The organism is Streptomyces sp. NPDC002324 (assembly GCF_053593335.1).
The window spans coordinates 70,490-84,743 of record NZ_JBSFCF010000009.1 but is presented as its reverse complement, the minus strand read 5'-3'; the positions used below and the strand labels follow the sequence as shown (position 1 = coordinate 84,743).

Here is a 14,254-nt window from a genome sequence, read left to right as displayed (position 1 = left end):
ACCTGTTCTTTAGCTTAGCTAAAGGGCACCCCGCGCGCGCGTCGCGGGGTGCCCTTCGCGGTCGTACGGGGTGGGTCAGTCCTCGCTCGGCGCCGCCGGCAGCTTGGCCTGGATCAGGTCCATCACCGTGGAGTCGGTCAGCGTGGTGACGTCACCGAGCTGCCGGTTCTCCGCCACGTCCCGCAGCAGACGCCGCATGATCTTCCCGGAGCGGGTCTTCGGCAGTTCCTGCACCGGCAGGATCCGCTTCGGCTTGGCGATCGGCCCGAGGGTGGCGCCGACGTGGTTGCGCAGGTCGGCGACGAGGCCCTCGTCCTCGGCGTTTGCCGTGCCGCGCAGGATCACGAACGCCACGATCGCCTGACCGGTCGTCTCGTCGGCCGCGCCGACCACGGCCGCCTCGGCCACGGACGGATGGGAGACGAGCGCGGACTCCACCTCGGTCGTCGAGATGTTGTGGCCCGACACGAGCATCACGTCGTCGACGCGTCCGAGGAGCCAGATGTCCCCGTCGTCGTCCCTTTTCGCCCCGTCACCGGCGAAGTACTTGCCCTCGAACCGCGACCAGTACGTGTCGAGGAACCGCTGGTCGTCGCCCCAGATGGTGCGCAGCATCGACGGCCACGGCTCGGTCAGGACCAGGTAACCGCCACCGCCGTCCGGGACTTCCCGGGCCTCGTCGTCCACCACCGTGGCGGAGATGCCCGGCAGCGGCGTCTGCGCCGAGCCCGGCTTGGTCGCGGTCACGCCGGGCAGCGGCGAGATCATCATCGCGCCGGTCTCGGTCTGCCACCAGGTGTCCACGATCGGCGTGGCGTCGGCCCCGATGTGCTTGCGGTACCAGATCCACGCCTCGGGGTTGATGGGCTCACCGACCGAGCCCAGCACTCGCAGGCTGCTGAGGTCGAACTTCGCGGGGATGTCGTCGCCCCACTTCATGAACGTGCGGATGGCCGTGGGCGCCGTGTAGAGGATCGTCACCCCGTACTTCTGCACGATCTCCCAGAACCGCCCCTGGTGCGGGGTGTCCGGCGTGCCCTCGTACATGACCTGCGTCGCGCCGTTGGCCAGCGGCCCGTACACGATGTACGAGTGGCCGGTCACCCAGCCGACGTCGGCCGTGCACCAGTACACGTCCGTCTCCGGCTTGAGGTCGAAGACGGCGTGATGGGTGTACGACGTCTGGGTGAGATAGCCGCCGGAGGTGTGCAGGATGCCCTTGGGCTTACCCGTCGTGCCGGACGTGTACAGGATGAACAGCGGGTGCTCGGCCGCGAACGGCTGCGGGGTGTGCTCGGCGCTCTGCCGGTCGACGATCTCGTGCCACCACACGTCACGCGAGTCGTTCCAGGCGACGTCCTGGCCGGTGCGGCGGACGACGAGGATGTGCTCGACATTGCCGGCGCGGTCGGCCGCGTCGTCCACGGCGGGCTTGAGCGCGGAGGGCTTGCCGCGCCGGTAGCCGCCGTCGGAGGTGATGACCACACGCGCGTCCGCGTCCTGGATACGGGTCGCGAGCGCGTCGGCGGAGAAGCCGCCGAACACGACGGAGTGCGCGGCGCCGATCCGTGCGCAGGCGAGCATGGCCACGGCCGTCTCCGGGATCATCGGCATGTACACCGCGACCCGGTCTCCGGCCTGGACCCCCAGCTCCAGCAGGGCATTCGCCGCCTTGCTCACCTCGTCCTTGAGCTGGGCGTAGGTGAGGGCCCGGCTGTCGCCGGGCTCGCCCTCGAAGTGGATGGCGACCCGGTCGCCGTTGCCCGCCTCGACATGCCGGTCGACGCAGTTGTACGCGACGTTGAGCTCGCCGTCCGCGAACCACTTGGCGAACGGCGGGTTCGACCAGTCCAGCGTCTCGGTCGGCTCCTTGGCCCAGGCCAGCCGCCGGGCCTGCGCCGCCCAGAAGCCGAGCCGGTCCTCCCTGGCCCGCTCGTACGCCTCGGCCGTGACGTTGGCGTTCTCCGCCAGGTCAGCGGGCGGCGCGAAGCGTCGCTCCTCCTTCAAGAGGTTGGCCAGGCTTTCGTTGCTCACGACATCTCCCTTACGGTGCTTTGCCGGGCGACCGTTGTGTCCCAGGCCACAGCTCATCAGACCCGGACCCCCGATGACAAGGGCCTTCCTCAGATTGGTTTAGACCTGTGGGCGGTTGGCTCCCGCGGTCAGGACGCCACCCGTTCCCACGGACCCCGACGGAGATCGGTTCACGCGCGCGTGTCGTGCAGAACCGTCTCGGCCGGGTCGGTCGTGCCGGCCGTTCCGGCGACCTGGTCGAAGACTCCGCCGTCCGAAGCCTCCTCGGTGAGCAGATACGCCTGCGCCTCGCCCACGTGGAAGTACATCCCGTGCAGTTCGAGCGCGCCCTCGCGCAGCGCGCGGGCGACGGAGTCGTGGGCTCTGAGATGTTCCAGCTGCTGGATGACGTTGGTCAGGCAGAGCTGTTCGACGGCGTCGGCCGGTTCGCGGCCTGCCAGGCGGGCCCAGGGGCGGTTCTTGTCGGTCGCGCGGTCCAGGCTGGGCCGGCCGTGCCGCAGCCAGCGCTTGAGGGGGGTCTGGGCGCCGTGCGGGTCGGTCTTGAGCAGGGCCTGCATCGCGCCGCAGCCGGAGTGCCCGCAGACCGTGATGGACCGCACGTTCAGCACGTCCACCGCGTACTCGATCGCCGCCGCCACCGAGTCGTCGCTCTCCTCGCCGGGCGGCGGCACGAGGTTGCCGACATTGCGTACGACGAAGAGGTCGCCGGGGCCGCTGGCGGTGATCATCGAGGTGATGAGCCGGGAGTCGGCGCAGGTCAGGAAGAGCTGCGAGGGCTGCTGCCCCTCCCGCGCGAGCCGGGCCAGCTCACCGCGGACCAGGGGAGCGGTGTTGCGCTGGAACGCGCTGATGCCGCGCGCCAGTTGATGGCCGTTCGGCCCCTCGGCCGCCTCCTCCTGCGGTGTCCCCCGCGTCGGGGTGGCCGGGGCCTCGCACTGGTGGTTGCGCCACGGTGTCCAGGGCCTGCAGCGGCAACCGGCCGCCGAGGTGCCGGCGGGTTCGGCGATGCGGATGCCGGCGCGGCCGGTGATCTCGACGGAGCCCCCGTGCGCCTGGTGCGCGTGCTGCCAGTCCTGCAGCGACTCGTACGCCGCGTGGTCCATGAACGACCCGTCCAGCTCCACGACGGCGGCGGCCCCTTGCGGGACCTGGTGCAGGGCCCGGCTGAGGCGGGGCACGGCGAGGAACGTCAACTGCCCGCGCACATGGACGTGATGGGCCCCCTCCCGCTCCTCGTGGGTGATGCGCGTGCGGGTGAGGCGGTGCAGGGCGACGCCGACGGCCACGGCGATGCCCAGCGCGACGCCTTCCAGGACACCGAGGACGACGACGCCGAAGGTGGTGACGGCGTAGACCAGCACCTCGCGGTGACGGGTGACCGTGCGGATGTGGTGCAGGGAGACCATCTGGACCCCGACGGCCATCACCAGGGCGGCGAGCGAGGCGAGGGGGATCATTTCCAGGCAGGGGACCAGGAACAGCGCGGCCGCCACCACCCAGACGCCGTGCAGCATCGTGGAGTTCCGGCTGGTGGCGCCGGCCCGGACGTTGGCCGTGCTGCGGACGGCGACGCCGGCGATGGGCAGGCCGCCGAGGATGCCGGAGACGACATTGGCCGCGCCCTGGCCGCGCAGCTCGCGGTCGAGGTCCGAGCGCCCCACGTCCGTCCGTCCCGCCGCCAGTTTGTCCATGGCGACGGCGCCGAGCAGCGACTGCACGCTGCACACCAGGGTGGTGGTCAGGACGGCGGCGACGATGCCGAGCACCGGCCCGTCGGGCACTCCGGCCAGGGCGTGACTCCGCCACGACGGCAGGTCGACCTTGGGCAGGCTCAGGGCGGCGAGCGTGGCCGTCGCCGTGGCGCCCGCGACGGCGACGAGGGCGGCCGGGACGATGCGCAGCCGCCGGCCGACGCGGCCGGGCAGATGGGGCCAGGCGAGCAGCAGGACGAGGGTGAGGACGCTCACGGAGACCGCGGCGGGGTGCAGGTGCGCCAACTGGGCGGGAAGGGCGCCGATGTTGGCGCTGACCGAGCTCTGCGGGGTGCCGCCGAGCACGATGTGGAGCTGGGCGACGGCGATGGTGACGCCGATGCCGGCGAGCATGCCGTGCACGATCGCGGGGCTGACGGCGAGCGCCGAGCGGGCCACGCGCAGCTGGGCCAGGCCCAGTTGGGAGAGACCGGCGAGGACGGTGATGGCGCAGGTGGTGCGCCAGCCGTACTGGTGGATGAGGTCGGCGGTGACGACGGTGAGGCCGGCCGCGGGGCCGCTGACCTGGAGAGGCGAGCCGCCCAGGCGTCCGGCGACGAGACCGCCGACGGCGGCGGCCACCAGGCCTGCCTGGAGCGGGGCGTCGGTGGCCAGGGCGATGCCCAGCGACAGGGGTAGCGCGATCAGGAAGACCGCGATGGAGGCCGACAGGTCGGCCGCCGAGACACGGAACCGGCGGCGCGGTCCCTGCGGGGGGCTGTGCGGTTGGTGATCACGCTCCGTCCGGTTCGAGTCCGGGTCGGTGGCGTGGGTGGGGACGCAGGCGGACATGGTCTCCCGTCTCCTCCGGGTCTGCGCGGCCGCGTGAGTCGCGGCCGTGGGGCACGGCGTATCAGTGGCGGGAATTCTCAACGCTCAGTAAACGAATCGTAATGCAGAGTAAAGGATGTGCAAGAACATTAGCCGCAAATAGGTCATTAGATCACTCGTGAGGATGAATGCGGCATTTCATCGGCTTGTCGTATTAATCATGATCGGAACTCTGTGTGACCTTGGCCGCTCTGCTCCCGAGCGAAGGAAGAAGGTGGGCGGAACATGGCCGTCACCCTGAGGATCGCCGCCGGTGTCACGCTCGCCGCCACCTGTGCCGCGGCGCTCGCCGGATGCGGATTCGGTGAGCCGACAGGCACCACCGGCTCGACCGGTCCCGGAAGAACCGAGAAGGAGGGGCGCCAGGGTGTTCCCCCCACGAAGGAGGGTGTTCCGGCGCCGCCGAAGACGGCGGTCCGTCTCATCGGCGACGGCTCCACCGCGTACACCGGTGTGCAGCCGCATCTCCCCAGGCCCGAGCGGCTGAAGCCCGGTCAGAAGCCGCCGCAGTTCGTCGTGTTCTCCTGGGACGGCGCGGGGGAGGACGGCCAGCGGCTCTTCTCGCACTTCCGCAAGGTGGCGCGCGCCAACGACGCGACCATGACGTACTTCCTGAGCGGCGTGTACATGCTGCCCGAGGAGAAGCGGGATCTGTACCGCCCGCCCCAACACTCGCCGGGCCGGTCGGACATCGGCTTCAACGACGTCCGCGGAATCAAGGACACCGTGGACCAGCTGCGCGGCGCGTGGCTGGAGGGCAATGAGATCGGCACGCACTTCAACGGCCACTTCTGCGGTGCCGGCGGTGGGGTCGGCGAATGGTCGGTCGAGGAGTGGAAGAGCGAGATCGCCCAGGCCAAGTCGTTCGTGAAGGCGTGGAAGACCAACACCGGGGCGCAGAAGGCCGAGCCGTTGCCCTTCGACTACGACAAGGAGCTGATCGGTGCCCGCACGCCCTGTCTGGAGGGCAGGACGAACTTCATGCGGGCCGCCCGGGAACTGGGTTTCCGCTACGACACCAGCGGCGTCAAAAGCCAGGTCTGGCCCGAGAAGAAGGACGGGCTGTGGGACCTGTCGATGCAGCTCGTCCCCGTCCCGGGCCGCGCCTTCGAGACGCTGACCATGGACTACAACTTCTACGTGAACCAGTCCGGGGCCCGCGCCGGGGCGGCGGGCCGACAGAAGCAGTGGGGCGACCAGTTCCGCGACGGTCTGCTCGCGGGCTTCGAGCGCGCCTACGAGGGCAACCGTGCGCCCCTGATCATCGGCAACCACTTCGAATCCTGGAACGGCGGCGTCTACATGCGTGCCGTCGAGGAGACCATCGAGGCGGTCTGCGGCAAGGCCGACGTGCGCTGCGTCTCCTTCCGGCAGCTCGCCGACTGGCTCGACGCCCAGGACCCGGAGGTCCTGGACAGGCTGAGTACCTTGGGGGTCGGTCAGGCGCCGAAGAAGGGCTGGGAGAGATTCCTGTCCGCCGGATCGGCACCGGCCCCGAAGGGCGTCCCCGGGGCTCCGGCGGCCAAGCCGGAGGGGCGCGGGGTGGGAGCCGATCCGAAGCGGTGAGCGGAGCCGGGGCCGCAGTCGCCGCCGTGGCCGGAGTCGCAGCCGGAGTCGGAATCGAGGCCGAGGGCCGGGTCGGTGCTGCCGTGCGGGTCAGACCCGGGCCGCGACTCCCTCGGTGAGTACGAACTCGGGGTCGATCTGCGAGGCCAGGTCGGCCCCGGTCCTCTCGTTGCCCCAACTGGTCGCGTTCTTCAGGTGGAAGTGCGCCATCTGCCGGGTGTAGCGCTCCCAGTCGCGCAGCTCGTACGTGGAGTCGGCGGCTTCGTGCAGAGTGCGCAGGGACTGACGGTTGGCCTCCTCCAGGCGCTCGAAACGGGGCGGGCGCCCCTTCTCCAACGCGCGCACCCAGTCCGAGTGCCCGAAGGTCACCAGCAGGTCGTCCCCGACCTCGGCGCGGAGGAAGTCGAGGTCGTCGTCGGCGCGGACCTTGTTGCCGACGACTTTCAGGGCGACGCCGTAGTCACTGGCGTACTCCTTGTACTGGCGGTAGACGGAGACTCCTCGCCGTGTCGGCTCGGCGACGAGGAACGTCATGTCGAAGCGGGTGAACATGCCGGACGCGAAGGAGTCCGAACCGGCCGTCATGTCGACCACCACGTACTCGTCGCGGCCGTCCACCAGGTGGTTCAGGAACAGCTCCACCGCACCCGTCTTGGAGTGGTAGCAGGCGACCCCCAGGTCGGCGTCGGTGAAGGGGCCGGTGACCATCAAACGGACGGCCCCGCCGTCGAGTTCCACCGGGCGGGCGCAGGCGTCGTAGATGGCGTTGGGCTCACAGATCCGCACCAGACGGGAGCCGTCGCCCGGCGGGCTGGTCTTGATCATCGTCTCGGCGGAGGCGATCCGCGGATTGGAGCCGCGCAGATGGTTCTTGATCAGCGCCAGCCGGTCGCCCATCGCGGGCAGTTCGGCGGCCTCCGACTCGTCGAGACCGAGAGCGGCGCCCAGGTGCTGGTTGATGTCGGCGTCGACGGCGACGACCGGGGCTCCGGAGGCTGCGAGGTGGCGGATGAACAGGGAGGACAGCGTGGTCTTGCCACTCCCGCCCTTCCCGACGAAAGCAATTTTCATGTTCACTAACGGTAGTGGGGTGAGTGCCAGGGGTGTCCGCGCGGCGACGGAAGACCACTCCTTCGAGGGGTGGGCCGCCGGTGCGCGTAGGGTCGTACTCATGAGTACGACAGGTGCGGCCGCCGATCCGCTCGCGGCCCTGGGAGAGCTTCCCGGCGTGGCCGAGTCCGTGGAGTCCGTACGCAAGGCCGTCGACCGCGTCTACGGCCACCGCGTCATGCGGCGCCGGAGCAACGCCGTCACCTCCGAGGCGGCCCTGCGCGGCGCACGCGGCTCGGCGGCGCTGTCCGGCGCCGACTGGGCCCTCGAAGAGGTGCGCCGTCGCACGGACTTCAGCGGCCAGGACGGTGACGACGAGGCCCGCGCCATGGGTGCCGCGTTGCGGCTGACCGCCGAGGCGGGCCAGCTGCTGTCCATCTGGCGGCAGTCGCCCCTGCGTGTGCTGGCGCGGCTGCATCTGGTGGCGGCCGGCCACGACGACGCGCGCGTGGGGCGGCCACGGCAGGACGGGGAGCCGGTCGACGAGCCCCTCGTCGAACTGGCCCTGCCGGGTGCGGCCGAGGTCGCCGGGCGCCTCGACGGCCTCTCCGGGCTGATCATCCAGGGCGGTTCGGCCCCCGCTCTGGTGACCGCCGCCGTCGTCCACGGTGAACTGCTCGCCCTGCGGCCCTTCGGCTCCCACAACGGCCTCGTCGCGCGCGCGGCCGAGCGGATCGTCCTGATCGGCAGCGGCCTGGACCCCAAGTCGGTCTGCCCGGCGGAGGTCGGCCACGCGGAACTCGGCCGCGCCGCCTACCTGGCCGCCCTCGACGGTTACGTCTCCGGTACCCCGCAGGGCATGGCCGCCTGGATCGCCCACTGCGGCAGGGCCGTCGAACTGGGCGCGCGCGAGTCGACGGCGGTGTGCGAGGCGCTGCAGCGCGGAGCGGCATAGACATCCGCGAAGTCGGCGAGCGGAGAACCCCGGAAGGCGAGCGGAGAACCCCCGGAAAAGGGTTGCGGCGGTACGAGAATTCGTACCGCCGCTGGCATGTTCACCTGGTTACCAAGCGTCCTCGATATATGCCCATCAGGCCGGGAACTTCGCCCGTGACCTGGTGCGGCTGGCCCGTAATCGACGGGTCGACGTCGCGTGGGTGCCTGGTGTTCATGCTAGGTCCGTGGGGCCAAAATGAGTTTTAAAGGTGATCCTCTCGGATGTCCTTTGGTCTCGCGGGCCTTGAATCCTTTCTACTCCAGGATCCGAGCAAGCGGAACCCCTTGATGTGCTTCTTTACTTTTAGGTTCAAACAGGGTGAATCGGCCGGGGTGACGCCGTCCGCAGGTCAGGCGGTCGCCACCCGGCGTCGGCTGGCGTACCAGACGAGCCCCGCCGTGGCCGCCGCGGCGCCTATGGCCGCCGCCGCGAGCAGGGCGGGGCGGGGCGGCACGGCCAGGCGCTGCTTGAGGCGCACCGGGCGGTGGAAGTCGAGAATGGGCCACCCGCGCGCGAGGGCCTCCCTGCGCAGCGTCCGGTCCGGGTTCACCGCGTGCGGGTGCCCCACGGCCTCCAGCATCGGCAGGTCGGTCGCCGAGTCGCTGTACGCGTAGCAGTGGGCGAGGTCGTACTCCTCGGATTCGGCCAGGTCCCGGACGGCCTGGGCCTTGGTCGGACCGTAGGCGTAGTACTCCACCTCGCCGGTGAAGCAGCCGTCGTCGCCGACGACCATCCGGGTGGCGACCACCCGGTCCGCGCCGAGAAGTTCGCCGATCGGCTCGACCACCTCGGCGCCGGAGGTGGACACGATGACGACGTCCCGCCCGGCGGTGTGGTGCTCCTCGATGAGGGAGGCGGCCTCGTCGTAGATGATCGGGTCGATCAGGTCGTGCAGGGTCTCGGCGACGATGTCCTTCACCTGCTGGACGTTCCAGCCGCGGCACAGCGCGGACAGGTACTTCCGCATCCGCTCCATCTGGTCGTGGTCGGCGCCGCCCGCGAGGAACACGAACTGGGTGTAGGCCGTCCGCAGGGCGGCCCGGCGGTTGATCAGGCCGCCTTGGTAGAACGACTTGCTGAAGGTGAGCGTGCTCGACTTCGCAATGACCGTCTTGTCCAGGTCAAAGAAGGCCGCTGTGCGGGGCAAGGAGTGGTTTTCCACGGGCCGAGCATATGCGCCCGCCATTCGGGCTAGTGTGGGGCGTGTGGGTTTGCCTGAGAAGGCTCTCGGGTACACCATGGAAGTCACGGATCGTTCGCGACCGTGCTAACGCGGCCCGGCTCCTCCCCCCCCGAGTCGGCCGTGAAGACGACCCCCACTCTCCCCCCCGGTGGGGGTCGTCGCATGTCCGCATGCATTTCTCCCTCCCCGCCCCAGCCCGCGAGGCCCGCATCTGCCCTCGTGGGCTTTCCTGTGTACCAGCACAGGATATGTCACCGTCCGTAGTCGGTGGGCTGCACTGTGGAAGTCTTTCCGGAGTCGCCTGTTCGGGTGACGGCGATATTCACAGACATCCGGTTGTCCACAGAAATCGACCAAGATCCACATGATTTCCGGGATCGCCGCACCGTGATTGCAGCGCGTCCCGACGGCGGCCTCTTCATGGTCCGTTCCGTTTCCGGGATTGCGTGGGTCCGGTATCCGTCGGTCGCCCGAATGGCGGCCGATCGCCGTTCCCTGCACAGGACTTGACCATGTGCGCCCGGAAGCGGAGCGCACGGGTCGACGCAGCGAAGGGGGCTGGGAATCGTGGCGGGAGCCATCACCGACGACAGGCCGTCCGCCGCCGAGGGGCGGCAGGGCAGGCCGTTGATCGTCACCGAGGATGTGGAACTGCTGGACGACCTGTTGCGCCTGTGCGCGGCGGCGGGCGCCCGGCCGGAGGTCCACCACGGGGTGCCCGAGGGCCGCGGCCGGTGGGAGACGGCGCCGCTCGTGCTCGTCGGGGACGACGCGGCACGGCGGCTGCGGGGGGCCGCGCGCAGACGAGGAGTGGTTCTCGTCGGCAAGGACCAGGACGACTCCGGGGTCTGGCAACGCGCCGTGGAGATCGGCGCCGACCACGTCCTGATGCTGCCCGACGGCGAGCAGTGGCTCGTCGACCGCATCGCCGACGTGGCGGAGGGCGTCGGCAGGCCCGCGCTCACCGTCGGCGTGATCGGCGGCCGGGGCGGCGCCGGCGCGTCCACGCTGGCCTGCGCTCTCGCCGTCACCTCGGCGCGGCAGGGCACCCGCACGCTCCTCGTGGACGCCGATCCGCTGGGCGGCGGCCTGGACGTGCTGCTCGGCGGTGAGAGTGCCGACGGACTGCGCTGGCCCGCCTTCGCCGCCTCGCGGGGCCGGGTCGGTGGCGGAGCCCTGGAGGAGTCGCTGCCCGAACTGCACTCCCTGCGCGTGTTGAGCTGGGACCGCGGCGACGCCGTCGCCGTCCCGCCCCAGGCCGTACGGGCGGTCCTCGCCGCGGGCAGGCGGCGCGGCGGAGCGGTCGTCGTCGACCTGCCGCGCCGCATCGACGAGGGTGTAGCCGAGGCCCTCGCCCAGCTCGACCTGGCCCTCCTGGTGGTCCCCGCCGAACTGCGCGCCGTCGCCGCCGCCTCCCGCGTGGCCTCCGCCTTCGGCATGGTGCTGCGCGACCTCCGCGTCGCGGTCCGCGGGCCGTACGCCCCCGGCCTCGGCGACCACGAGGTGGCCCGCCTGCTGGGGCTTCCGCTCGCGGGCGAGGTGCCCACCGAGGCCGGGCTGTCGGACGGCGCGAAACCGCCGGGAGGTACCCCGCGCGGACCGCTCGCGCGGTTCTGTGAGGGCTTCTGGGAGCGGGTCGCGGTCAGGGGTGAGGCGGCGTGACACGGATGCCTGAACACGCGCCGGGGCTGCCACCGCCGGGCGGCGGAGACCAGCTGGTGGCCGGCACGCGGCCGTGGCTGTCGATCGGAGGTGAGGGCGTATGAGCGGGATGCCCGACGACGGTCTGCTGGACGGAGTGCGTCAGTGGCTCGTCGAGAGCGGCGCCGAACCGACGCCGGCGCGGGTCGCGCAGGCGCTGCGGGAGCGGGGGCGGGTGCTCGGGGACGCCGAAGTGCTCGGAGCGGCCGAGCGGCTGCGGTCGGAGCTGGTCGGGAGCGGCCCGCTGGAACCGCTGCTCGCCGACGCGTCGGTCACCGATGTGCTGGTGTCCGCGCCGGACCGGGTGTGGGTGGACCGGGGCGGCGGGCTCGAACTGACCGGGATCTCCTTCCCGGACGCGGCCGCCGTACGACGTCTCGCGCAGCGCCTGGCGGCCGTCGCCGGACGTCGGCTGGACGACGCCCGACCGTGGGTGGACGCCCGGCTCCCGGACGGCACCCGGCTCCACGCGGTGCTCCCACCGGTGGCCGTCGGCTCCACCTGCCTGTCCCTGCGGGTCGTACGACCCCGCGCCTTCACCCTCGCCGAGCTGGCGACGGCGGGCACGGTGCCACCCGGCGGCGACCGCGTCCTCAGTGCGCTGATCCGCTCCCGGTTGTCGTACGTCATCAGCGGCGGGACCGGGACAGGCAAGACCACGCTCCTGAGCGCGTTGCTCGGCCTGGTCGACCCCGGTGAGCGGATCGTGCTGGCCGAGGACTCGGCGGAGCTGCGGCCCGACCATCCGCACGTGGTGCGGCTGGAGGGCAGACCGGCCAACCAGGAGGGCGTGGGTCTGGTCGAACTGCAGGACCTCGTGCGTCAGGCGCTGCGGATGCGCCCGGACCGGCTGGTGGTCGGCGAGGTGCGCGGAGCGGAGGTGGTGGCCCTGCTGGCCGCGCTCAACACCGGCCACGAGGGTGGCTGCGGGACGGTCCACGCCAATGCCGCGGGCCAGGTACCGGCCCGGCTGGAGGCGCTCGGTACGGCCGCCGGGCTCGACCGGGCGGCGCTGCACAGCCAGTTGGCGGCCGCGCTGTCGGTGGTCCTGCACCTCGTACGGGACCGGGACGGGCGACGGCGGATCGCCGAGGTGCATGTGCTGGAGCGGGACGGGTCGGGACTGGTGGTGACCGTGCCGGCGCTCCGCTGGGGCGAGGAGGCGTTCGTGTACGAGCGGGGCTGGGAGCGGCTGCAGGGGCTGCTTCGGGACGGGCTGCGGGGCGGCGCGGGCTCGGACGGGGTGGACGGACCGGAGGGGAGCGGGCGGTGGTGACGGAGGTCGGGGAGATGGCGGTCGGGGAGATGGCGGTCGGGGTGGTGGCCGTCGCCTGTGCCGGGGCGGCGGGCTGGATGTCGGGTGAACAGGGTGGCGCCGGGGGCCGGCGGGCGCGGTTGCTGCTGGCGGGAGGCGGGCCGGTGGGTCCGCCGCCCTGGGCACGGGCGATCGGCCGGGTGCGGCGGCTGGGGGCCGAGTGGTGGGCCCCGGTGGCCGGACTGGCGATCGCGGTTCTGGGGGCCTCGGTACTGCCGGTTCTCGCGGGGGCCGCCGCTGTGCCCGTGCTGCGGCGGGTGCGCCGGGCGGCGGAGGACAGCCGGGCCCGGCATCGGCGGGGCGATGCGGTGGTCGTGCTGTGCTCGGCGGTCGCCGGTGAGGTGCGGGCCGGGCGGCAGCCGGGTGAGGCGTTGGCGCGGGCCGCGCGGGACTCCGGAGGGCTGGGGGACGCCGAAGCGGTGGTGCTGGCGGCGGCACGGTTCGGCGGCGACGTACCGGGGGCCTTGACGGACGCGGCACGGCAGCCGGGCGCCGACGGGCTGCTGGGACTCGCCGCGTGCTGGCGGGTGGCCGTCGACCGGGGCGCGGGCCTCGCCGCCGGGCTCGACCGGCTGGAGGGCGCCCTGCGCGCCGAGCGGGACCAGCGGGCCGACCTGCGCGCCCAGTTGGCCGGCGCCCGCTCTACGGCGGTGATGCTCGCCGGGCTGCCGGTCCTGGGCCTTCTGCTGGGGACCGCGCTCGGCGCCGATCCCCTGCGCGTGGTGCTGCACAGCACGGCCGGGCTGGGCTGTCTGCTCGTCGGCGCGGTGCTGGAGGGCGCGGGGCTGTGGTGGGCGCTGCGGATCGTGCGGGGAGCTGAGGCGGCGTGAGCGGCGAGGGCGTCCACAGGCTGGGGATGGCCGTCTGCGTGATCGGGGGGCTGTGGTGGCTGGCCCGGTCGCTCGACACCGCACGGCGTGAACGCAGGCTGCGCGCCCGGCTGGCCGTGGTGCTCACCCTCGCCGCCGGGCCGCCCCGGCGGAGCCTCGTGCGCCGGGGTGCCGTACGGCGGTGGCTGCCGGTCGCCGGAACCGTCTGCGCCGGATGGGTGCTCGTCGGTGGGGTCCTCGGGCTGGTCCTCGGTCCGGCGGCAGGAGTCGGGGCGTGGCTGTGGCTGCGGAGGGCACGACGCGCGGGCGGCGAAGTGGCGGACGCGTACGACGCGGCGGAGGCTTCTCGCCAACTGCCGCTCGCCGCGGACCTGCTGGCCGCCTGCATCACCGCCGGGGCCAGCCCTGTGAGGGCCGCGCAGGCTGTGGGGGAGGCCCTCGGCGGACCGGTGGGCGAGCGGTTGGCCAGGGGCGCGGCACAGGCACGGCTCGGAGGTGAACCGGCCGAGGCGTGGCGTGCGTTGGCGTCGCTGCCGGGCGCCGCAGCACTGGCGAGGCTGCTGGAACGCGCCGACGAGTCCGGCGTACCGGCGGCTGCCCCTGTGGCCCGTCTCGCCGCCGAGACCCGTGCCGATCGGGGCCGTTCGGCGACGGAGCGGGCTCGCCGGGCAGCCGTGATGGTCACCGCGCCGGTGGGTCTGTGCTTTCTGCCGGCCTTCATCACCGTGGGCGTGCTGCCGGTCGTCATCGGGCTCGCGGACGGGTTGTTGGGAGGGGGTGGGCCATGACGGGGCGGGCGTGAACAGGCGGCTTCGCGGAAGCGGCGACCGGTGTCGGCCGGCGTCTCGGCAGTGACAGCGATCAGCCCCATTCAGCAGCGATCAACAGCAGTCAGCGGCCAACAACAGCAGTCAGCAGCCATCAGTAATCAAGGAACAGAGCCTCACGGGGGTTGAGATGAACAAGTCGATCAAGTCGGGCAAGTCGGAGAAGGGG

General features: G+C 72.0%; 10 protein-coding genes. 6 read left to right on the top strand and 4 right to left on the bottom strand.

Annotated features, from left to right (window positions below; translation table 11 throughout):
• Positions 1–75: 75 nt before the first annotated feature.
• Positions 76–2,034 (bottom strand): acetate--CoA ligase, encoded by a 1,959-nt coding sequence (gene acs, locus ACWCRJ_RS14850; RefSeq protein WP_450939656.1) that lies wholly within the window; start codon positions 2,032–2,034, stop codon positions 76–78.
• A gap of 170 nt (positions 2,035–2,204) precedes the next feature.
• Positions 2,205–4,577: a SulP family inorganic anion transporter gene (locus ACWCRJ_RS14845; RefSeq protein WP_450939655.1), complete on the bottom strand. Its 2,373-nt coding sequence runs from the start codon at positions 4,575–4,577 to the stop codon at positions 2,205–2,207.
• A 264-nt stretch (positions 4,578–4,841) separates the two neighbouring features.
• Between ACWCRJ_RS14845 and ACWCRJ_RS14840 the strand changes: the two genes are divergently transcribed.
• Positions 4,842–6,182, top strand: a complete 1,341-nt coding sequence (locus tag ACWCRJ_RS14840; protein ID WP_450939654.1) for a hypothetical protein — start codon at positions 4,842–4,844, stop codon at positions 6,180–6,182.
• A gap of 90 nt (positions 6,183–6,272) precedes the next feature.
• Here the strand turns inward: ACWCRJ_RS14840 and ACWCRJ_RS14835 are convergent, their stop codons facing one another.
• Positions 6,273–7,253 (bottom strand): ATP-binding protein, encoded by a 981-nt coding sequence (locus ACWCRJ_RS14835; protein ID WP_450939653.1) that lies wholly within the window; start codon positions 7,251–7,253, stop codon positions 6,273–6,275.
• A 100-nt stretch (positions 7,254–7,353) separates the two neighbouring features.
• On the opposite strand from ACWCRJ_RS14835, the gene ACWCRJ_RS14830 reads away from it, so the two are divergent.
• Entirely contained in the window at positions 7,354–8,187 is an 834-nt protein-coding gene (locus ACWCRJ_RS14830) for an oxidoreductase (RefSeq protein WP_450939652.1), read from the top strand.
• A gap of 391 nt (positions 8,188–8,578) precedes the next feature.
• Here the strand turns inward: ACWCRJ_RS14830 and ACWCRJ_RS14825 are convergent, their stop codons facing one another.
• A complete protein-coding gene (locus tag ACWCRJ_RS14825) occupies positions 8,579–9,415 on the bottom strand; it encodes an HAD family hydrolase (protein WP_450939651.1) in 837 nt (278 codons plus the stop codon).
• 564 nt (positions 9,416–9,979) lie between these two features.
• Here ACWCRJ_RS14825 and ssd point away from each other — a divergent pair.
• The 4 genes from ssd to ACWCRJ_RS14805 all read left to right on the top strand — a co-directional run bounded on the left by ssd (position 9,980) and on the right by ACWCRJ_RS14805 (position 14,046).
• Positions 9,980–11,074 carry a septum site-determining protein Ssd gene (gene ssd / locus ACWCRJ_RS14820; protein ID WP_450939650.1) on the top strand — a complete coding sequence of 365 codons (1,095 nt, stop codon included), beginning with the start codon at positions 9,980–9,982 and terminating at the stop codon, positions 11,072–11,074.
• Positions 11,075–11,174: 100 nt separating this feature from the next.
• Positions 11,175–12,389 (top strand): TadA family conjugal transfer-associated ATPase, encoded by a 1,215-nt coding sequence (locus ACWCRJ_RS14815; RefSeq protein WP_450939649.1) that lies wholly within the window; start codon positions 11,175–11,177, stop codon positions 12,387–12,389.
• A gap of 14 nt (positions 12,390–12,403) precedes the next feature.
• Positions 12,404–13,258 (top strand): type II secretion system F family protein, encoded by an 855-nt coding sequence (locus ACWCRJ_RS14810; protein ID WP_450939785.1) that lies wholly within the window; start codon positions 12,404–12,406, stop codon positions 13,256–13,258.
• Positions 13,255–14,046 carry a type II secretion system F family protein gene (locus ACWCRJ_RS14805; RefSeq protein WP_450939648.1) on the top strand — a complete coding sequence of 264 codons (792 nt, stop codon included), beginning with the start codon at positions 13,255–13,257 and terminating at the stop codon, positions 14,044–14,046. Before ACWCRJ_RS14810 ends, ACWCRJ_RS14805 begins: the two co-directional genes overlap by 4 nt.
• Positions 14,047–14,254 lie beyond the last annotated feature (208 nt).